We start from the raw sequence: 20,477 nt of genomic DNA, 5'->3' as shown, positions 1-20,477 counted from the left end.
TTTGGTCAGCTTTTACCACGATGCTGCCATCCAACAGCGAAATGAGGTCATAATGTCCATGAAGCCGATTCTTGTCGCCACCGTAGCGCTCAGCGCTCTGGCGACATCCGCGCATGCCGAATTCAGCATGACCGTCCTGCACACCAACGACGTTCACAGTCGGATCGAGCCGATCAGCAAATACGACTCCACCTGCTCGGCCGAGGACAACACCGCCGGCGATTGCTTCGGCGGCATGGCGCGCGTCCTGACCGCGATCAACGAGGCGAGGAGCGAAAACGAAAACGTCCTGCTCGTGGATGGGGGCGACCAGTTTCAGGGCACGCTGTTCTATACCTATTACAAGGGCAAGGCCGCGGCCGAGTTCATGAACCAGATGGGCTATGACGCGATGACCGTGGGCAACCATGAGTTCGACGACGGCCCCGAGGTGCTGCGTGGTTTCATGGATGCGGTCGATTTCCCCGTTCTGATGTCGAATGCCGACGTGTCGGGTGAGCCGATGCTGGACGGTGTGCTGAACAAGTCCACCGTCGTCACCGTGGGGGGGGAGACGATCGGCCTGATCGGTCTGACACCTGAGGATACAGGCGAGTTGTCCTCGCCGGGATCCAACATCACCTTTTCCGACCCGATCGAGGCCGTTCGCGGTGAGGTCGAGCGGTTCGAGGCGCAGGGCATCAACAAGATCGTCGTGCTCAGCCATTCCGGCTACAACGTCGATCTGGCCGTGGCCGAGGCGGTCGAGGGCGTGGATGTGATCGTCGGCGGTCACTCCAACACATTCCTGTCCAACGTGGACGATGGGGCCGCAGGGCCGTATCCCACGATGGTCGGCGACACCGCCGTGGTTCAGGCCTATGCCTACACCAAGTATCTGGGGGAGTTGCAGGTCACGTTCGACGACGATGGCAATGTGATCTCCGCCACGGGTGAGCCGCGCCTGCTGGATGCCAGCGTAACCGAGGATGACGCTGTCGTCACTCGGGTAGTTGAGCTGGCCGGTCCGCTCGATGAAATCCGTCGTGAGGTCATCGGCGCCACCACAGCGCCGATTGACGGTGATCGGGGAACCTGCCGCGCGACCGAATGTGAGATGGGCGCATTGGTGACCACCGCCATGCTGGAGCGTGTCGCGGATCAGGGCGTTCAGATCGCTATTACCAATGGCGGCGGTCTGCGGGCCTCCATCGACGAGGGTGACATCACCATGGGTGAGGTTCTGACGGTCCTGCCGTTCCAGAACACGCTGGCGACGTTCGACCTGACCGGGGCCGGCATCGTCGAGGCGCTGGAAAACGGTGTCAGCCAGGTCGAGGATGGCGGCGGTCGCTTCCCGCAGATCGCGGGAATGCGCTTCACTTGGGATCCGGCGGCAGAGGTCGGATCGCGGATCGTCTCCGTCGAGGTAGAGGGCGCGGACGGCACCTTCTCCGCGATTGACCCGGATGCGACTTACGGCGTGGTGTCCAACAACTTCATGCGCGGCGGCGGCGATGGATATGCGGTTTTCGCGGAGCAGGGCATGAACGCCTATGATTACGGACCCGGTCTGGACGTGGTCGTGGCGGAGTACCTGACCGAGGCCGGCGAATACACACCCGCCACCGAAGATCGAATCATGACCGCCGAGTAAAACGAGACGAACAAAACAACTATAGGGCGTGCCATCGAAAGCTGGCGCGCCCTATTCGTTGCAAATTGGCAGTTTGTTAACGATTTTTCTGGACTGAACCGGCCTTGCAGGCCTATTCGACCATGGAACCAATGGGAAAGGCGTGCCCAATTGCGGTCACAATCGACCGCTACAACCTCGCCATCTGAGAGCGCTGTGGGGGCAGGCTCTCCCGGTTTCACATTGTGGGGCCATTTTGTGGGACAGGCAGCCTGAGCTGCAAACAAGGATCTATGGCATGACGAACGGCGCGTACTCTTGGAAGAGCTTCACCGTAATCGATGAGAATTCGATCCGGATCGACGGCAACTTCAGCACAGGTGACTCCTTCACTTATGCGGGCGCAGACGCCACGATGTATGTGCGTGACAATGATGGCGGACTTGCCGGTGACAACCATGCGAACGAGTACGGCAACGACAATCAGTGCGGCTGGGTCGATGAGAACGGAACCTGGACCGAGGCGGGCAACGTCTACTGGGAAGGCTACTACGTCATGCATGGGTCCGATGGTCAGACCTATTACCTGATCGAGATCGAAGGCACGAACCTGTGCGATGGCGGCAACGACTATTTCGCATTCTACGGTCAGGTTCCGGCGCAGGGCGTCGAACTGACCGCCGCATGCTACTACAATGATTGCGGTTCGCTGAGCTATGCGTGCCTGTCCGGTGGTGAGATCGGCTCCCACGCCACGCCGCCCGCCGCTGATGATGATTTCCTCGCTGTCATGCAGGGCGAGGGCTTCGGTGACACCGATATCAACGTGCTGCTGAACGATGAATCCAACACGTCCGAGGCGCTGATCGTCAAGGAAGTTGACGGCTCTGCCGGACTGGTGGGCGTATGGGTCGATCTGGCCGATGGCGGCCGCATCCTCGTGTCCGCCGACGGAACCGTCGATTTCGACGCGGCCGGTGATTTCGACGCGCTCGCCGAGGGACAGACGGCCACCGTCTCCATCGACTATCTGGTGCTGAATTCCGACGGTCTGACCGACACGGCGACCCTGACCGTTCAGGTCACGGGCGTGAACGACGCGCCCGTTGCAGTGGATCAGGCCGTTACCACCGACGAAGATACCGCCGTGACCGGGAACGTGATGGATGGGGCCTATGACATCGACGGCGATGTCGTGTCCCTCGATGGTATCTCGCTGGGTGCGATTGGTGAGGAAATCGCCGTCACGACCGCGAACGGCTACACCGGCACGGTCGTCGTCAACGCCGATGGAACGTTCGTCTACACCCCCGGTCCCGATGCGGACGACATGGCGCAGGGCGATACGGATACCTTCTCCTTCGATTTCACCGTGAAATCGCAGAACGGTTTCACAACCATCGACAACACGCGCGTCATCGATTTCGAGACCGGAGAGGCCGTCGTCACCTATGTCGATGGTGCTGGCAATCCCGGTAACGACAAGCCTGTCGGCTCCGTCGGTGAGGATCCCAACGGTACGGGATCGGAGGATAACGGCACGACCGTCGGAAACTCGGACGGTTTCGGCGTCGATGGCACCACCACATCGGGCGGTGGCGATCTGCACGCGGGCGACGTCATCACCACGCAGATCGAGGGCATGACCATCTCGGTTCAGGCCAATGCCAAGGGTGGCAAGTACGACGAGGCGATGATCTTCGACTCGAACAACCCCACCGGTGGCGACTACGATCTGGCGACGAACACGCAGAACAACGTCCTGATCATTTCCGAGGACGGCGATTCCTGCGATCCCGACGACAACGCCAAGGGCGGTGAGATCCGCTTCTCGTTCGATGAGCCGGAGGATGTGAAGTCCCTGACCATAATCGACAACGAGGAAGGCGTCTGGATCGGCTTCTACGATGAGAACTGGTGCAAGACTGGTTCGCAGTGGGTTCCGTGCGCGCCGGATAACAGCATTCAGACGGTCGCCCTGAACGGTCAGAACGTCTCCCACATGATTGTGATACTGGAAGGTTCCGGCGCAATCGACGATCTGGTGCTGGGCAATACCGTCGAAGTCCCCGCCTACCTTTACGACACGGCCACGGTCACGGTGACGATCACCGGCGAATCCGACGGGCCCACCGCTGTTGCGGACATCGCCACGACGGATGAGGACACGACCGTATCCGGCAACGTCATCGAGAACGATCTGGACGCCGCCGGTTACTCTGTCATCGGCCTGTCCGAGGGCACGGTGGGTGAGGCGTTCGAGGTGACCTCGACCGGCGGTCGCACAGGTCTGCTGACCGTCAACGCCGACGGGTCGTATACCTTTGCACCAAATGACGGATTCGACGATCTGAGCGTCGGGGATACCGACACGCTGACCGTCTCCTACTCGCTGGGCACTGATGGCGTGACAGCCGAGACGACCGCGGATCTGAACATCACCGTCACCGGTCTGAATTCCGGCCCTGTCGCGGTGGATATCGCGCTGAGCATGAACGAGGCGCACGGTCGCGATACGCAGCCGAGCACAGTTTCGGGCAATCTGCTGGACGGTGCGACGGATTCGGACGGCGATGTCATCTCGCTCGCCTCCACCACGCTGGGCGCGATCGGCTCCACCGTAGACGTGTTCACGACCGGCGGACGGACCGGCACGTTGCAGATCGGGGCGGACGGTGCGTTTATCTTCACCTCCACCGATGATGGCCTGGACCTGACGCAGACCGACACGCTGGTCTTCGACTACACCGTGGCATCCGATGATGGCAGCGTGCTGCGCACCGATACCAAGACGGTGACCATCACGATCAATGGCGTGAACGAGGCGCCTGTCGCAATCGCGCAAAGCGCAACCGTCACCGAGCAGAACACGGCCGGTCTGGCCAGCACGGTGTCCGGCGATCTGCTGGACGGCGCGGCGGATTTTGACGGCGACACCGTTTCGCTGGCCTCCACGTCGCTCGGCGCGATCGGCAGCGCCCTCAACGTGACCACCAATGGCGGGCGCTCGGGCGAACTGACGATCAATGCGGATGGCACGTTCACCTTCCTCTCAACCGATGACAGCCTCGATCTGGGTCAGACTGATACGTTGAGCTTCGATTTCACCGTTCAATCGACGGGTGGCGCGACCGTGCAAACGGGTTCGTCCTCGGCGACGATCAACATCAACGGCTACAATGCCGCGCCGGTCACGATCGACTCGACCTTCACGGTGTCCGAGGCGAACGCGCAGGGCCTGACCTCGACGCTGACGGGCAACCTGCTGGACGGGGCGACGGATGCGGAGGGCGATGCCATCAGCATCTTCTCGACCACCCTCGGCGCAATCGGTGAGACGGTCACGATCGAGGTCGGCTCCGGCCGTTTCGCAGACCTGACCATTCAGGCCGACGGATCGTTCACGCTGACCTCGCTGGACGATACGCTGGACCTGAACGCCAGCGATCTGGTCGAGATCGGCTTCACCGCTGTCTCCTCCGGCGGCACGACACCGCAATTCTCCTCCTCGGTGGCGAGCATTTCCATCGAGGGCGTCAACGTGGCGCCTGATGCAGGTGATGTAAGCGCGGATGTGTTCGAGCAGAACGCCCAAGGTCTGGACTCGACGGTCGATGGCAATCTGCTGTCCAATTCAACGGATGCGGACGGCGACACGATGTATATCTCGTCCACCTCGCTGGGCACGATCGGTGAAACCGTTGAGGTCGTGACCACAGGCGGCCGCACGGGTCTGCTGACCATCGGGGCAGATGGCAGCTACAGCTTCACCTCCACCTCGCCCGATCTGGATGTGAACGAGACCGATACCGTCATCTTCGAGTTCACGGTATCGTCCACCGGCGGAACCACCGTTCAGAATGCGCCTGCGATCGCCACGATCAACATCGCAGGGGTGAACGTGGCGCCGACAGCCGTCGACCAGTTCTACACCACGACCGAGGATGAGGTTCTGCGCGGCAGCGACGGCAACCCGGTGAACGTACTGCTCGGCGCATCGGATCCGGATGGCGACAGCGTGACGTTGCAAAGCGTCAGTGACGGTATCGTTATCTCGACCCCGCGTTCCGCAGTGGACAACCCGATCATGAAGAATGGGATGATCATCGGCTACCTGAATGTGTTCGTCGACGGTTCGTTGCGGTATACGCCTACTGCGGAAGCGGCAGAGATGATGAACGACGGCGACGTCGATGAATTCTCTTTTCAGTTCACGGTTGCATCCAGCGATGGCGTGACCGTGCAGACCGACACCAAGACCGTTTCGATCACGATTCTGGGTCAGGACGATGTCGCGCCGAACACGCCCCCGATAGCACGGGGTGAGGTGATCGAGATCGACGAGACCCAGATCGCGAGCGGCGACCTGAACGCGCTGACCACTGATGCCGATGACGGCGATGTGGTAACGATCGATACGGTTCAGGGTCAGGCTTTCGATGCGGTGAACGGCAACACCATCGAGTTGACCTCCAACGCCAATGGCTGGACCGGCACGTTGACGGTGGCTGCCGATGGCACGTTCGATTTCGACCCCAGCGATCAGTTCCTGGCGCTGAACAATGGTGATAGTGAAATCGTCAGCTTCACCTACTCCGCCTCCGACACATCGGATGCGAGCGCGGGCGCCACGATCGACATCATCGTCAACGGGATCAGTGAAGGGGAGCCTGCTGCGGCGGACGTGAACTACTACTTCCTGATCGACGCGTCCTCCTCGATGTTCACCTCAACAGGGGCGGTCGATTGCGACAATAACGGCGACGGCATTACCAGCTGGGTCGATCTGTCCATCGGAATGGCGGACCTGCTGGGCAGTGAGCTCCCCATTGTTTGGGAGGACAATACTGACCTGACGACTTCGACGAGCTATTACACCTATGGCAGCGTAGCGACGCAGGTCGACAGTCCGACCCTTATCGACGGCAACATGGCCTCATCGACCAACCTCAACTCCGCACTGCAATCAATGTCGTTCGATCTGGACTCCGGTGTGCGTAACGAGGTCTTCATCTTTACCGATGGCGCGTCCTCCAGCACCGATCTGACGCAGACCTTCACTGATCTGGGACAGGCAGGGGTGGTTTTCTCGACCTTCAACGTTTCGAATGCGGTTTCCGGTGCTTCCGACGTCCTCGACGGTTTGCTGGAGGCGGCGGGGCAGAGCAACGATACGCTCGTTCTGAATGATTGCGACGATGTGGAAATGGAAGGCTGGTCGATCATCTATGACCTTGAAGATGCGCTCTACCAGATGAGCTGATCGGATCGGCCTGACGAACAGAAAGGGGCGTGACCTGATGGTCGCGCCCCTTCCTCGTTTAGCCGGCTTTCGTTTAGGTAGTGGAATCAGCGTTGGGTGAAGTATGCGATCACCGCAGCCGCGATGAGGCCCAGAATGACCGCGAAGGCGATCTTGACCGGCGACCAGGGCCGTTCCCCCGCGACGGCGCCGGTCCGGGCGTTCACCACGAAGCGATAGCTCTTGCCACGAAACCTGTAGGCGGCGATCCAGACAGGGACGAGGATGTGCTTGTACGTCATCTCGCTGAGGGCCATGCGCATGTCGTCGATCCGCTGCGCGTCGCCGCCGATATCCCTTTTGATCAGCTGCCTGGTCTCCTCCTCCATCAGGGCGTGGGCGAGGTTTTTCGCCTCCATCACGTCGATGGAATAGGCCTCCGCCCGGAAACCGGCGAGGAATTGCGGGCGGTAGGGCTCCAGCACGGCCAGATCGAAATGCGAGACCTTTCGCACCTGATCGTCGGGCAGGGTACGTGATCCGGTCACGAGGACGTCGTTGAAAAAGTGGGAGATGCGGCCGCTTTTGCGACGCCAGCGGATCTCGGAGACGGTGCGGCGGTTCTTGCCCGATCCGACTGTGCGCGAATACCGGGTGCCGCGCTGTCCGCGATATTCCGTCTGCGATTGTGCGTCGAAGGTCCAGTAGGGCAGGTAGATGCCCTGAAGCTTCTGATCCGAACGGGCGTATTTCTTGAGCGCATTGGGGGCGAACCACAGACCGCGCATCCACTTGCGCATCGCATCGCGCCCGCCGGTCTGATCGATGTCGAAGGGCAGGATGCCGCGTGGCTTGATGTGTCGATTGATGCCGGTATCGGTGACGATGGGCGTCGCGCAGAAGGGGCATTCGGCGGCGTGCTCGTTCGGGTCGAACTCCACCTGCGCCCCGCAGGAGGAACACTGGACGACGCGCGTCTCCTCCATCTGCGCCTCGGGCAGCGTATCCTCGACGGCGGAGCGCAGGTCCAGTTCCGCCACCGCGCTGCGATCCCAGGGGGAGGCGGCGGGCATCGGTTCCGTCGCCCCGCAATGATCGCAGCGCAGCAAACGCTCACCAGGGGCGAAGCGCAGGTCGGAGCCGCACGTTCCACACGGGAAGCGGTGCGTTTCGATCTTACCCATGGATCATGCGCCCGGCGGTGGCGGCGGTGGGGGCATGACGGTAAAGAGCTGGGCAAGCTCCTGAATGTCACCCGCCTTGATCCAGCCTGCGGCACCTGCGGTCCAGACCAGCGTATCGCGGGTCAGTCCGCCCTCATGCGCCATGCGGCCCAATCGCGCCTTCGAATAGGGCCCATGAGTCTGGCCGTTTTCGGCGATATGCCACACATGCTCGACCGGGGGTGGCGGGGGTGGTGCGGCCTGCGCGGCGGCGGGGGCGCTGCCCCATGGGCCGTTCTGCGCCATGGCCATGCCCATTCCCATGCCCAGACCGGCGCCCATGCCGCCACCGGGATTCTTGGCGGCCTCGGCCATCGCTTCGGCTGCCTGAAACTGCGTATAGCGGCCCAGATCACCGACGACACCCATCGAGGTGCGACGGTCCATCGCCTCCTCCACCGCGGCGGGGAGGGAGATGTTCTCGATCATCAGGAGCGGCACCTCGATGCCGTACTCCGCGATTTCGGGCGCGATCTTGGCCGCGACGAACTTGGCCAGATCCTCGGTATTCGCGGCCATGTCGAGCACCGGAATGCCCGAACCCGCAATGGCGGAGGAGAACCGCGACACGATGATATTGCGAAGCTGATAGGTGATCTCCGCCGTGGTGAACTCTCCATCGGTGCCCACGATCTCCTGAATGAACCTCGCGGGATCGGTGATGCGGATCGTGTAGGTGCCGAAGGCCCGCAGGCGCACCGGACCGAATTCCGGGTCGCGGCACATGATCGGGTTCTTCGTGCCCCATTTCAGGTCGGTGAACCGGGTGGTGGCGACGTAGTAGATCTCGGACTTGAACGGCGACTGGAAACCATGGTCCCAGTGCTGAAGCGTCGTCATGATCGGCATGTTGTTCGTTTCGAGCATATAGAGGCCCGGCGCGAACACATCGGCGATCTGACCTTCGTGCACGAAGACGGCGGCCTGCCCCTCACGCACGGTCAGCTTGGCACCGTATTTGATGGCGTGGCCTTCACGCTCGAACCGCTGGACCATCTTGTCGCGATTGTCCTCCGTCCAGTGGATGACGTCGATGAACTCACCGCGCAGGAAGTCGAAAATGGGCATATGTATCTCCTTGCCGAAGCGGGCAAACCTCCCCCGTCAGGGGGGAGGGGCTTCGCGCGTTCTCAGATCTGGTCGCCCGTGGGGGTCGCCACGTTCTGCGCCTTGGCGCTGGCCAGAGTTTCCTTGAGCTGCTGTTCCATCGTCTGAAGCTCGGCCTCCGCTGCGGCGCGCTTGGCCTTGCCCTCATCCGCGATTTGCAGGCTTTCCTGAATGGTGTCGATCAGACGCTGGTTGGCCTCCTTCACCGCTTCGATGTCGAAGACGCCACGCTCCATTTCGGTGCGGATTTCGCGGTTGGCGGTTTGCAGGTTCTCGGCGTTCTGGCGCAGCAAGTCGTTGGTCAGATCGTTGGCGTCGCGCACGACATGCGCCGCCTCACGACTGCGGTGGACGGCGATGCCCTGCGCCAGTTGGTTTTCCCACAGCGGCACCGTGTTCACGAGGGTCGAGTTGATCTTGGTCACGAGGGATTTGTCGTTTTCCTGCACCAGCCGAATGGAGGGCAGGGACTGCATCGTGACCTGACGGGTCAGTTTCAGATCGTGGACCCGGCGTTCCAGATCGTCGCGGGCGGCGCGCAGGTCGCGCAGTTCCTGTGCCTTCATCACGCCCTGATCCTCGGGCGCGGCCTCGACCTCCGCTACCTTGGCGGGGATGTCGTTCGCATCCAGATCAGCGATCTTCGCCTCGCCCGCTGCGATGTAGAGCGCCAGTTCGTCGTAGAAATCCAGCGTTTTCTCGTAGAGCAGGTCGAGCGATTTGATATCCTTGAGCAAGGCGTGCTCATGCTCGAGCAACTCATCGGTGATGCGGTCGATCTGGCCTTGAACCTCCTCGAACTTGGCGGTGAAATTCGCCAGCGGCGCGGCGCGGCCTGTCAGCTTTTGCCACCAGGACCGTTCAGCGCTGGGATCCAGTTCGGCGGCGGAAAATCCGCGCAGCGAGGAAACCATGTCGCGCAGCGAATTGCCCGCGGGGCCGATATCCTTGTTGCGCACGCCGGCCAGCATCTGCTGGCTGATTTGCTGCAGTTCGGCCTGTGCGCCGGAACCAAAGCGGATGATCGACTGGGTGTCGCTCATATCCAATTCGGCAACGCGGCGGTCGATCTCCTGCTGTGGCACGTCAAGCGCTCCGCCAGGGGTGGGAAGGTCGGATTTGGGTTCGGGCAGCAACGTCGCCGTGACGATCTCCGCCTCCTGTATGGTGGTCTGGGCCTTGGCTCTCGTGGTTTCGGACGGCATGGGTCACTCCATCTTTCGAGGGCGGACGCCCTCTTGTTTCAGTCGGTCGCGTAGAACGTCGATTTCGATGTCGAGGGCAGAGCGGTCATTTTCGATCAGGGTCGCGCTCTTGGCCTCGAATTGCAATTCGAGGTCGTCGAGCAGGGCGAGGTAATCCTCACGCGCGGTGGTGTCGGGGGTGCGGGCCCACAGGTCGGCGAATTGGGCCGTCGCATCGCGCGCGCCGGACAGATAGACGCCGAGGTAGCGCCGCGCACCGGCCAGATCGCGCGGGTCCGCCTCGATCCGGCGGAACATGTCGCGAGCGGCAGCGGCGAAGCTGTCGACCCGTGCGGTGACGGTGCGGTCGCGGACACGCCCCGCCTGTGCGATCAGATCAGCCAGCAGAGTTTCGGCCTTGTCCACCGCACCGGCGACACGGTCCCGGTCGAAATCGGAATGTTCGGCCAGCCCCTTGGCGCGCAACGGGTCGAGTCCGAAGGCCGTCAGGTGCGCAGCAGTGGCGAGCGCACCGTAGAGCGCGCCCTGAATCAGCCCCAGATCCCAACCGACGGCGGCACCCAGTGTCACGCCGATGCCCATTGCGACCGCGCCCGCGATCTTGCGCGGGGCGCGGGGGGGATGCGCCACGGTGCGGGCGGTGAAGGCGTCCTCGGCCTTCAACCCCTCCCGCGTCAGCCAGACACCGGAGGCCATCCCGGCAAAGGCCGCCAGCTCACCCAATGCCCGCAACGGATTGCCCGACCCCAGTTCCAGAATGCCCGCGATCAGCATCGGAAACGCCGCGACCGACACCAGCGTCAGGCGCGCCGTCCACCGGCGCACGGGAACCCCCGACAGGGGCGGACGTCTGGAGCTGTCGCGCGGTCCCCCAGCACCACCGGGGCTGAAGTCACCCCCATAGCGGCGGGCCATCAGGAGGGGCCTCCGAACGCCTGAAATGCGACGACGACCAGGATGACGATCAGCACCGCTGTTGCCACGCGCCGGATATTGCGTCGTTCCATCTGTCGCTCCTGCTTCGTTCGCGTCGTTCCTAGTATAAGTGCTCCGCCGCCGGTTCGCTACTCCACTGCGCCAAGAGGTTTCGCCTCGGGACCTACCTGAGCTGCACGATGCTTGCGCACGGTGTCGAGTTTGCGCCGGTATCCGGTTTGCAGGATCTGGACGATGAACAGCACCACGATCGAGAAATAGAAGGTGGATTTCGACATTGCGATGACCTCGTAGCCGAACAGCTTCATATGCGCCTGATGCCCGCCTTCGCCCAGCAGGACGACGCCGACGATCAGCAGGACCATCAGGCCCAGAACCTCGTACATGCGGTTGCGCTCGATGAATTCGGACACCTTGTCGGCGAGCAGCAGCATGCCCACACCTGACAACAGGATCGCGATGGCGAGAATGGGAAAGATCGTCGTGATGGCGATGGCCGACAGGATCGAGTCGAAGCTGAAGATCAGGTTCATGAACACGATCAACGCGATGACGGAGGCCGCCGACTTGCGTTTTTTCTGGTCCACACCGGCGCCAAGATGATCGACGGCCAGCAGGTGGGCGATTTCCTTGACCGCCGTGTACATGATGAAGCCCCCGCCGAACAGGAACACCAGGGTCGCGAAGGTGAACTCACCCGTGATGATCCCCTCGAAATCCAGCGTGAACAATGTCTGCGACAGCACTTGCAGCAGCTGGATCATAACGAACAGCAATATGATTCGCAGGGCAATGGCAATCAGGATGCCCCAGCGGCGCACGCGGGCCTGATCCGCGATCGGCGCTCGCTGCGATTCGATGGAGATATAGAGCAGGTTGTCAAAGCCGAGTACGGCCTGAAGGAAGATCAGCATCACCAGGGTGCCGAGGTTTTCGAGTGTGAGCAGGTCCATGACGCTCCCTTTGCGCTGAGATTGATAGGTATAGTTTCAACCTGTGTGTTTTTTTCAGATTTCATCGGTTGGTAGAAATTTTCTATAGGGGATTTAAGCCTCCGCGTTGAACAAAGGGCCATTTTCCGCTACATTCGACCAACCCTGAAGACTATTCAGCACGTCGATGACGGGCCGGGGCGGTTGATAGGGTTTGCGAAGGCGGGGCGCGTTGCCCTTCCATACTACTCAAGGACCGTCAGCAATGGCCAAAGGTATCGTCAAGTGGTTCAACTCTGAAAAGGGTTATGGATTCATCCAACCGGATGACGGAGGGAAGGACATCTTCGTCCACATTTCCGCAGTGCAACAAGCGGGGCTACAGTCGCTTCAGGACAATCAGCCGATTGAATACGAATTGATCGACGGGCGTGATGGGCGCAAGAGCGCGGGCGATCTGGTCGTCTGAACGCGGCACGTTACGCGAACTGAGTCACGCGAACTGAAAGGGGTGTCGGCGCGGCGCCCCTTTTTGCTGTGCGGGTCTCTTGCACGGGTCAGGGATGAGGTGATCCGCGCGGCAGCACGCATGAAGGTGAAGCGAAGGCGGGACTTCATCGTGAAACTGGCCTATCTAAGGCTAGCATACTGAGAATGGACAACGCCAATGGCCACCACCCTCCTTCTGGGCCAGACCCTGAGTTTTGACAATGATCCCTTCGCCGCCGGGCTGAAAGCTGCCCGCCATCTGAGCCGTGGCGCGGTGGCCATGCGCGACGGCTTCGTGCTGGAGGTCGGGCCGGCGGCGGATTTGCGGGGGCGCTACGGTGATTGCACCGTGGTCGATCATGGCAATTCCCTGCTGATCGCGGGATTCGTGGATGCGCATGTTCACTACTCTCAGACCGGCATCATCGCGAGTTGGGGCAAGCGGCTGATCGACTGGTTGCAGACCTATACCTTCCCCGAGGAAATGCGCTTCGACGATCCGGGTCATGCGCAGCAGATGGCGGAACTGTATTTCGATTTCTCGCTGGCGAACGGCATCACCAGCGCCGCCAGCTTCTGCACCATCCACCCCGAAAGTGTGGAGGCGTATTTCGCCGCGGCGCAGGCGCGCGGGATGCGGATGATCGGCGGTAAGGTGATGATGGACCGCAACGCGCCCGAGGGGCTGCGTGACGACGCGCAAAGCGGCTACGATCAGTCCAGGGCACTGCTGGAGAAATGGCACGGCGTGGACAGGCTGGGCTATGCCGTGACGCCCCGGTTTGCCCCGACCTCCAGCGCCGCGCAGTTGGAGGCGGCAGGTGCCCTGTGGACGGAAAACCCGACCTGCGCGATGCAGACCCATCTGAGCGAACAGCGCGAGGAAATCGCCTGGATGAAGGAGCTTTTCCCCGATCATCCCGATTATCTGTCTGTCTACGAGGCGCATGGCCTGGCCGGCCCCGGCGCTGTGATGGGTCACGCGATCTACCTGACGCAACGGGAGGTCGAGGCGATGGTCGCCACGGGGTCCGGCGTTGCGCATTGCCCTACCTCGAACACCTTCATCGGATCGGGGCTGTGCGACGTGCGCGGGCTGGCCGCGCGGGGCATTCCCATCGGTCTGGCGACGGATGTCGGCGGCGGCTCCAGCTTCTCCATGTTGCGCACGATGGCGGCGGCCTATGAGGTCGGCCAGTTGCGCGGCGACAGCCTGCACGCGGCGGAGCTGTTGTGGCTGGCGACCCAGGGGTCTGCGAACGTGCTGCGCATTGGCGACAAGGTCGGCAATCTGGCTGCGGGCCGTGAGGCGGACATCACCGTGCTCGATCTTGCCTCCACACCTGTCATCTCGCAACGCGCCGCGCGGGCCGTTGATATCTGGGACGCGCTGTTCGCCACGATCATGCTGGGCGACGACCGCGCGGTCGAGCAGGTCTATGTTGCCGGTCGCCAGATGCTGCCTGCTTGAACCTCGCCCCCTGCGCCGTTACACCCTGATCGACGCCTGAGAGGGAACCGCCAATGGCCATCGATACCGATACCGCGCGCCGTGTCGCGCATCTCGCCCGCATCCATGTGGAGGAGGAGCGCCTGCCCGCGCTCGCCGAGGAGTTGAGCGCCGTGCTCGCCTTCATGGAGCAATTGTCGCAAGTGGATACGGACGGGGTGGAGCCGATGACCTCGGTCACGCCGATGAACCTGAAACGCCGTGCCGATGTGATTACGGACGGCGACCGGCAGGAGGATATCCTGGCCAACGCGCCCGACGCGCGCGAAGGATTCTTTGCAGTTCCGAAGGTGGTGGAATGACCATGGCTCTCAATACGCTCACCATTGCCGATGCCCGCGCGAAACTGGCCGCTAAGGAAGTGACGAGTCGGGAGCTAACCCAGGCCTGTCTGGACGCGATCGAAGGGGCCTCCGCGCTGAACGCGGTCGTTACCGTCACGGCGGAACGGGCGCTGGACATGGCGGATGCCGCCGATGCCCGGATCGCAGGTGGCGACGCGACCGCGATGACCGGCATTCCGCTGGGCGTGAAGGATCTGTTCTGCGTCGAGGGCGTGCGCAGTCAGGCAGCATCGAAGATTCTGGACGGATTCATGCCGCCTTACGAGTCGACGGTCACGGCGAACCTGTGGTCCTCCGGCGCGGTCATGCTGGGCAAATTGAACATGGATGAGTTCGGCATGGGCTCCGCCACGGAATATTCGGTTTACGGACCTACCGTATCCCCCTGGCGGGCTCAGGGATCGGACGCGAAGTTGACGGCGGGTGGATCGTCCGGCGGATCGGCGGCGGCGGTCGCGGCGGATCTGTGTCTGGCTGCGACGGGCACCGATACCGGCGGTTCGATCCGCCAGCCCGCCGCGTTCACCGGCACGGTGGGTCTGCGACCGACCTATGGACGCTGCTCGCGCTGGGGGGTGATCGCTTATGCGTCCTCGCTCGATCAGGCGGGTCCGATGACCAAGACGGTGCGCGATGCCGCGATCATGCTGGGTGCGATGGCCGGGCATGATGAGAAGGACAGTACCTCCGCCGACATTCCCGTGCCCGATTTCGAGGCGGCCCTGACCGGCGACATTCGCGGCAAGAAGATAGGCATTCCGCGCGAATATCGCGTGGACGGCCTGTCTGACACGATTGCGAAGCAGTGGGACGAGGGCGCTGCCATGCTGCGCGATGCAGGGGCGCAGGTTGTCGATATCTCCCTGCCGCACACGCAATACGCGCTGCCGACCTATTATGTGATCGCCCCGGCGGAGGCATCCTCGAACCTGTCGCGCTATGATGGTGTGCGCTACGGCCACCGGGCGAAACTGTCGGCGGGCGATGGCATCACCGAGATGTACGAGAAGACCCGCGCCGAGGGGTTCGGCACCGAAGTGCAACGCCGCGTGATGCTGGGCGCCTATGTGCTGAGCGCTGGCTTCTACGACGCCTATTACCGCAAGGCGCAGCGGGTCCGCACGCTGATCAAGCGCGATTTCGAGACAGCTTTCGCAGATGGCATCGACGCGATCCTGACGCCGACCACGCCCTCACGCGCCTTCGCGCTGGGTGCGGCCGCAGAAATGAGCCCGGTGGAGATGTACCTGAACGACGTCTTCACGGTGACGCTGAACCTGGCGGGTCTGCCGGGAATCTCCGTGCCATCCGGGCTGTCCGCTGACGGTTTGCCGCTAGGCCTGCAATTGATCGGAAAACCGTGGGAGGAGGGCGACCTGCTCAACACCGCGTTCGCGCTGGAGAAGGCGGCGAAGTTCGAGACCAAGGCCGCGCGCTGGTGGTAGCACTTCGAGCCGGGTACTAAAAAAGGGCGTCCCGTGGGGCGCCCTTTCGCGTTTCAGGGTGGGAATTACTCCCAACCGACCGTGTTGAAGATCTGCTGTGCCAGCGGGATGTTCGATGCAACCTCGGCCAGGCTGACATCGTCTGCCTTGAACTCGCCCAATGAGGCAGCGGCCTCACCGACCTCGACGCCCGCGACAACGGGGAATTCGTCGTTGCCGTTGGCGAAGTATTCCTGCGCCGACGGGCTGGCCAGATATTCGAGGAACGCGATCGCATTCTCACGGTTCGGCGCATGTGCCGCGACACCGCCGGCGGAGATGTTCACATGCGTGCCGTTGCCGTCCTGATCGGGGAACACCCAGCCGATGTCCTCCACTCCACTGGACAGGCCGTCCACGTCCGAGCGCAGGGCGCGCGCGAAGTAGTAGGAGTTGGTGACGGCGATATCGCACTCACCCGAGACCAGACCGCGCAGCTGGTCGGTGTCGCCGCCCTGCGGATCACGGGCCATGTTGGATACGATGCCCTGCGCCCATTCGGTCGCGGCTTGCTCACCCTCATGCGTGACGATGGAGGCCAGCAGGGTCTGGTTGTAGGTGTTGGTCGAAGAGCGGATGCAGACCATATCCGAATAGGCCGGATCGGCCAGATCGGCATAGGTCGCGGGCGGGTTTTCAACGCGATCCTTGGCGAAGAAGATCATGCGCGCGCGTTGCGAGAAACCGAACCACTTGCCGTCTTCGTCGCGGAGGTTGGCGGGGATCGCCTCGTTCAGGACATCGCTGTCGATGGATTGCAGAACACCGGCATTTTCGGCGCGGGTGATGCGCGACGCGTCCACGGTCAACATGACGTCGGCGGGCGAATTCTCACCCTCCGCGACCATGCGCTCAATCAACTCGTCCGCGTTGCCGTCAATGCGGTTGATGGTGATGCCGGTCGCCTCTTCGAAATCGGAATAGAGACGCTCATCCGTGTCGTAATGGCGCGAGGAATAAAGGTTCAGTTCCTGCGCGAAGGCAGGGGCCGCCATCGAGATCGCGACAGTGGTGAGCAGAAGCGTACGGTACATGATGTGTCCTTCATGGCAGGTCGATTTGCGTTGCAGGGGCATGTTCACCACATTCCGACAAAAAACGTCAAGCATTATTCCGACTAAAATACTCAGAAAGGTGGCGCTTCCCTCTTTCGCGGGGCTCGGCTATGTCCGGAACATGACCTTTTCCATCTCCTCACTTGCCGATATCGCGGCTGCCGGCTTCGACGATATCATCGACGTCCGCTCCCCGTCCGAGTTCGCGGAGGATCATCTGCCCGGCGCGATCAACCTGCCGGTCCTCAGCGATGCGCAGCGCGCCGAGGTTGGAACGATCTATGTGCAAAACAGCCGGTTGGAGGCGCGAAAGCTGGGCGCCGGTTTGGTCGCGCGCAATGTCGCGGATCATATCGACGCCTATTTCGCGGACAAACCGGGCAGCTATCGTCCGCTGATCTATTGCTGGCGTGGCGGGCAGCGGTCGAACTCGATGGCGCTGATCCTCAAGCAGATCGGCTGGCGTGCCGAGGTGCTGGAGGGGGGATATCGCACCTATCGGCGCTTGGTCAGCCAGATGTTGTATGACGCCGACTTCGCGTGGAATCTGGTCCTGCTTGACGGCAATACCGGCTGCGCAAAGACTGATATCCTCAACGCGATCGAGGACCCGGAGGTTCAGGTCGTCGATCTGGAGGGGCTGGCCCGTCATCGCGGCTCGGTGTTCGGCGGCTTCGTTGACGTCTCACAACCCAGTCAGAAGGCCTTCGAGTCAGCGTTGAGCCACATATTCACGGCCTTGGACCCGGCGAAACCCGTGCTGGTCGAGGCTGAATCGAGCAAGATCGGGCAAGTCCTGGTGCCGCCCAGCCTGTGGAAGGCGATGCAGGCCGCGCCGAGAATCCACCTCTCCGCGCCGGTGGATGAGCGGGCCACATACCTGACCCGGGCCTATTCCGACATCGTTGCCGATCCCGCCCGACTGGACAACATCATCGACCGGTTGCAAGGGCTGCATAGTCACGAGGTTCTGAAAAACTGGCGCGAACTGGCTGCGTCCGGCGATTTGGAGGCGTTGGCCGCCGCCTTGATGCAGGACCACTACGACGCGGCCTACAGCCGACAGCGCGCCCGGCATGATGTAAAGACAGTCGGCTTGGCCGTCAGGCGACTGGACCCCGCTGGCATTGTCGAGGTGGCCGGATCGGTCGCCAGCCTGACACGGGAAATCACCCGATCCTGATCCGGGCCGGACCATCTGACAAAGTGCCGATATGGGCGGCGGTATAGCCTGAATCCGTCAGCGCCGACAGGGTCGCCGATACCTCTCCCGCCGGGATCGCCGCCAGCAGCCCACCCGAGGTTTGGGGATCGAACAGCAAATCCTTGAGCGGTCCCGCCGGTCCAATAACATCTGCGATCCGAATCGTGTTTTGCGTGAACAGCGAGGACCGATGCCCCGCCTCGGCCAGCGCCAGCGCGCCGTCGATGAGGGGGATGCCGTGCAGATCGGCGGAAAGACCGCACAGGTCGAGGATGCCGAACAGATGACCGGCCAGGCCGAAGCCCGTCACATCGGTCATCGCATGTGCCAGCGGTGACAGGATCGCGGCAGCCCGCGCCGAACTGAGCGACATCGACGTCAGCGCCGCCGCCACGCTATGACCGGGCGCCTGTGCCTGCATGTCCGCGGCCAGAATGGTGCCCGTGCCGATGGGTTTCGTCAGGATCAGGGCGTCGCCCGCCTGCGCGCCGGACAGACGTATGGGCCGCTCGACCAGCCCGGTGACGCTGAAGCCGACGGTCAGTTCCGCCCCCAGGGACGTGTGACCGCCCACCAGATCCGCACCCGCATCGCGCAGGGTGGTGCTGGCCGCGTCCATGATCTCACGCAGGGTGTCGGCCTGCGCCTTTTCAGCCATGCGGGGCAGGATAATCTGGCTCAGCGCGGCCTGTGGCTGCCCGCCCATCGCCCAGACGTCGCCCAGGGCGTGCAGCACAGCTATTCGCGTCAAAAGCCACGGGTCGTCGATGAAGGCGCGGAAGTGATCGGTGGTGAAGGTCTGGAAACCCGCGCCATGGATCAGAAGGGCCGCGTCGTCGCCTGCGCCCTCGGCTATGTCGGGGCGGTGCGGGGCGGGCAATGCGTCGATCTGGCGGCGCAGGGTCGCAGCCCCGACCTTGGCCCCGCAACCGCCGCACATCGGTTGGGCGGCGATCATCTCGGCCAGACCGTCGGCGGCCTCGGCTGGAATGTCGTTGGACTGGTTCATTGCGGGCAGATCGTCGAACTTGCGCATGAACTTGCTGTCTATGTGATCCTTCCACCGCCAGAGCAGCGATCCCGATGGGGCAAGTCCGTGCCAGTCCGCCACGGCGTCCTTCGTGCCGAGGCTGACCAGCTTGAGGTAGTCACGCTGTGGCTTGTAGGCCTTGAGCCGCTTGCCGCTGAGCGTCGCGCGCAGATTGTGGTGCAGGATCGGTGCCTGCCTGACGGCGAAAACGCCCGCCTTCTCACGCGGGGCATGCAGCATGTGCGCACAATCCCCACCGGCAAAAATCGTCGGATCGGCTGGGCTGTTGAGATGTTCACCGACCTCGATAAAACCGTCCGTCACGGGCAGACCTGTCCGAGCAACCCAAGCCAGCGGCGTCGCCCCCGCTGCGCCGACCGTGAAGTTGGAGGGGATATCGCCCGCCTGGGTTTCCACGTGATCCGCCGCGATCCGCGTAACCTGCACGTCCTCGCGTATCGTGATGCCGGCATCGCGCAAATTGCGCTCCAACGCGGCGCGGGCGCGGGGGCTGGCGTGTTTGAGCGCGTCCTCCGCCTCCAGAATCACGATTTCGGGCGCATGGTCGCGCAAGCGGTGATGCATCGACAGGGCCAACTCCGCACCGGCCACACCGCATCCGATCACTGCGATCCTTGCCGCGACCTCTCCCTTTTCGACCGCTTCGACGAAGCGCGCCCAGCGGTCCGCGAACAGGCCCAGTGGCTTGGCCGGTATGGCATGCTCCGCAAAGCCGGGCAGGTCAGGCAGGGTGGAGCGGATGCCGACATTGATCGACAGCGCGTCGAACGCCACAGGCGCGCGATCCGGCACGATGACCTGCCGCGCATCCAAGTCTAGCCCGGTCGCCGGTTTCAGAACCACACGCGCCCCCGCGAACCGGGCGAGGCGCATCAGGTCGATATCCAGCGCATCGCGGGAATAGTGCCCCGCAACGTGACCGGGCAGCATTCCGGTATAGGGCGCGGTCGGCTCGGGCGTTATCAGGGTGACGCGCACCCCGGGCAGGGGGGACATGCCCCATTTTCGCAGCACCAGCGCATGCGCGTGCCCCCCGCCGATCAGGATGAGGTCACGGGTCACGGGATGGCTGGGCTGCAT

The 20,477-nt window shown here is 62.7% G+C and carries 14 protein-coding genes; 7 read left to right on the top strand and 7 right to left on the bottom strand.

Features of this window, described 5'->3' with window-relative positions; translation table 11 throughout:
• Window positions 1-58: 58 nt before the first annotated feature.
• A complete protein-coding gene (locus G8E03_RS14185) occupies window positions 59-1,636 on the top strand; it encodes a bifunctional metallophosphatase/5'-nucleotidase (protein ID WP_430693185.1) in 1,578 nt (525 codons plus the stop codon).
• A gap of 277 nt (window positions 1,637-1,913) precedes the next feature.
• Window positions 1,914-6,878: a beta strand repeat-containing protein gene (locus G8E03_RS14180; protein ID WP_166193293.1), complete on the top strand. Its 4,965-nt coding sequence runs from the start codon at window positions 1,914-1,916 to the stop codon at window positions 6,876-6,878.
• 86 nt (window positions 6,879-6,964) lie between these two features.
• Here the strand turns inward: G8E03_RS14180 and G8E03_RS14175 are convergent, their stop codons facing one another.
• From G8E03_RS14175 to G8E03_RS14155, 5 genes are all read right to left on the bottom strand, one after another.
• On the bottom strand, window positions 6,965-8,041 hold the full coding sequence (locus tag G8E03_RS14175; RefSeq protein WP_166193291.1) for a TFIIB-type zinc ribbon-containing protein: 1,077 nt from the start codon (window positions 8,039-8,041) through the stop codon (window positions 6,965-6,967).
• A gap of 3 nt (window positions 8,042-8,044) precedes the next feature.
• A complete protein-coding gene (locus G8E03_RS14170; protein ID WP_166193288.1) occupies window positions 8,045-9,148 on the bottom strand; it encodes an SPFH domain-containing protein in 1,104 nt (367 codons plus the stop codon).
• A gap of 62 nt (window positions 9,149-9,210) precedes the next feature.
• A complete protein-coding gene (locus G8E03_RS14165; protein WP_166193285.1) occupies window positions 9,211-10,392 on the bottom strand; it encodes a toxic anion resistance protein in 1,182 nt (393 codons plus the stop codon).
• A gap of 3 nt (window positions 10,393-10,395) precedes the next feature.
• A complete protein-coding gene (locus G8E03_RS14160) occupies window positions 10,396-11,307 on the bottom strand; it encodes a 5-bromo-4-chloroindolyl phosphate hydrolysis family protein (RefSeq protein ID WP_166193282.1) in 912 nt (303 codons plus the stop codon).
• 149 nt (window positions 11,308-11,456) lie between these two features.
• Window positions 11,457-12,281, bottom strand: coding sequence for a TerC family protein (locus tag G8E03_RS14155; protein WP_166193279.1), 825 nt, complete (start codon window positions 12,279-12,281; stop codon window positions 11,457-11,459).
• A 244-nt stretch (window positions 12,282-12,525) separates the two neighbouring features.
• Here G8E03_RS14155 and G8E03_RS14150 point away from each other — a divergent pair, with 244 nt between their 5' ends.
• The 4 genes from G8E03_RS14150 (at window position 12,526) to gatA (ending at window position 16,048) form a co-directional block, all read left to right on the top strand.
• A complete protein-coding gene (locus G8E03_RS14150) occupies window positions 12,526-12,729 on the top strand; it encodes a cold-shock protein (protein WP_097928136.1) in 204 nt (67 codons plus the stop codon).
• A 198-nt stretch (window positions 12,730-12,927) separates the two neighbouring features.
• Window positions 12,928-14,220: a guanine deaminase gene (gene guaD, locus G8E03_RS14145; RefSeq protein ID WP_166193276.1), complete on the top strand. Its 1,293-nt coding sequence runs from the start codon at window positions 12,928-12,930 to the stop codon at window positions 14,218-14,220.
• 53 nt (window positions 14,221-14,273) lie between these two features.
• Window positions 14,274-14,561 carry an Asp-tRNA(Asn)/Glu-tRNA(Gln) amidotransferase subunit GatC gene (gene gatC, locus G8E03_RS14140; protein WP_166193273.1) on the top strand — a complete coding sequence of 96 codons (288 nt, stop codon included), beginning with the start codon at window positions 14,274-14,276 and terminating at the stop codon, window positions 14,559-14,561.
• Window positions 14,562-14,563: 2 nt separating this feature from the next.
• A complete protein-coding gene (gatA, locus tag G8E03_RS14135; RefSeq protein WP_430693248.1) occupies window positions 14,564-16,048 on the top strand; it encodes an Asp-tRNA(Asn)/Glu-tRNA(Gln) amidotransferase subunit GatA in 1,485 nt (494 codons plus the stop codon).
• 65 nt (window positions 16,049-16,113) lie between these two features.
• Here the strand turns inward: gatA and G8E03_RS14130 are convergent, their stop codons facing one another.
• On the bottom strand, window positions 16,114-17,121 hold the full coding sequence (locus tag G8E03_RS14130; protein ID WP_166193267.1) for a Fe(3+) ABC transporter substrate-binding protein: 1,008 nt from the start codon (window positions 17,119-17,121) through the stop codon (window positions 16,114-16,116).
• A gap of 142 nt (window positions 17,122-17,263) precedes the next feature.
• Here G8E03_RS14130 and mnmH point away from each other — a divergent pair, with 142 nt between their 5' ends.
• Complete coding sequence (gene mnmH, locus G8E03_RS14125) at window positions 17,264-18,325, top strand: tRNA 2-selenouridine(34) synthase MnmH (RefSeq protein WP_166193264.1); 1,062 nt, start codon at window positions 17,264-17,266, stop codon at window positions 18,323-18,325.
• Here the strand turns inward: mnmH and selD are convergent.
• Window positions 18,312-20,459, bottom strand: a complete 2,148-nt coding sequence (selD, locus tag G8E03_RS14120) for a selenide, water dikinase SelD (protein WP_347340505.1) — start codon at window positions 20,457-20,459, stop codon at window positions 18,312-18,314. The two genes, mnmH and selD, sit on opposite strands and share 14 nt — an antisense overlap.
• Window positions 20,460-20,477: the final 18 nt, after the last annotated feature.

It is taken from the genome of Pontivivens nitratireducens, assembly GCF_011290545.1.
Lineage (GTDB): Bacteria > Pseudomonadota > Alphaproteobacteria > Rhodobacterales > Rhodobacteraceae > Pontivivens > Pontivivens nitratireducens.
Note: the sequence above shows the minus strand (reverse complement) of the source record. Positions and strands in the feature narration are given on the sequence as shown.

Bases quoted from the DNA above. Each gene is read 5' to 3' on its own strand.
- G8E03_RS14185 (WP_430693185.1), top strand. From the start codon at position 59: ATGAAGCCGATTCTTGTCGCCACCGTAGCGCTCAGCGCTCTGGCGACA.
- G8E03_RS14180 (WP_166193293.1), top strand. From the start codon at position 1,914: ATGACGAACGGCGCGTACTCTTGGAAGAGCTTCACCGTAATCGATGAG.
- G8E03_RS14175 (WP_166193291.1), bottom strand. From the start codon at position 8,041: ATGGGTAAGATCGAAACGCACCGCTTCCCGTGTGGAACGTGCGGCTCC.
- G8E03_RS14170 (WP_166193288.1), bottom strand. From the start codon at position 9,148: ATGCCCATTTTCGACTTCCTGCGCGGTGAGTTCATCGACGTCATCCAC.
- G8E03_RS14165 (WP_166193285.1), bottom strand. From the start codon at position 10,392: ATGCCGTCCGAAACCACGAGAGCCAAGGCCCAGACCACCATACAGGAG.
- G8E03_RS14160 (WP_166193282.1), bottom strand. From the start codon at position 11,307: ATGGCCCGCCGCTATGGGGGTGACTTCAGCCCCGGTGGTGCTGGGGGA.
- G8E03_RS14155 (WP_166193279.1), bottom strand. From the start codon at position 12,281: ATGGACCTGCTCACACTCGAAAACCTCGGCACCCTGGTGATGCTGATC.
- G8E03_RS14150 (WP_097928136.1), top strand. From the start codon at position 12,526: ATGGCCAAAGGTATCGTCAAGTGGTTCAACTCTGAAAAGGGTTATGGA.
- guaD (WP_166193276.1), top strand. From the start codon at position 12,928: ATGGCCACCACCCTCCTTCTGGGCCAGACCCTGAGTTTTGACAATGAT.
- gatC (WP_166193273.1), top strand. From the start codon at position 14,274: ATGGCCATCGATACCGATACCGCGCGCCGTGTCGCGCATCTCGCCCGC.
- gatA (WP_430693248.1), top strand. From the start codon at position 14,564: ATGGCTCTCAATACGCTCACCATTGCCGATGCCCGCGCGAAACTGGCC.
- G8E03_RS14130 (WP_166193267.1), bottom strand. From the start codon at position 17,121: ATGTACCGTACGCTTCTGCTCACCACTGTCGCGATCTCGATGGCGGCC.
- mnmH (WP_166193264.1), top strand. From the start codon at position 17,264: ATGACCTTTTCCATCTCCTCACTTGCCGATATCGCGGCTGCCGGCTTC.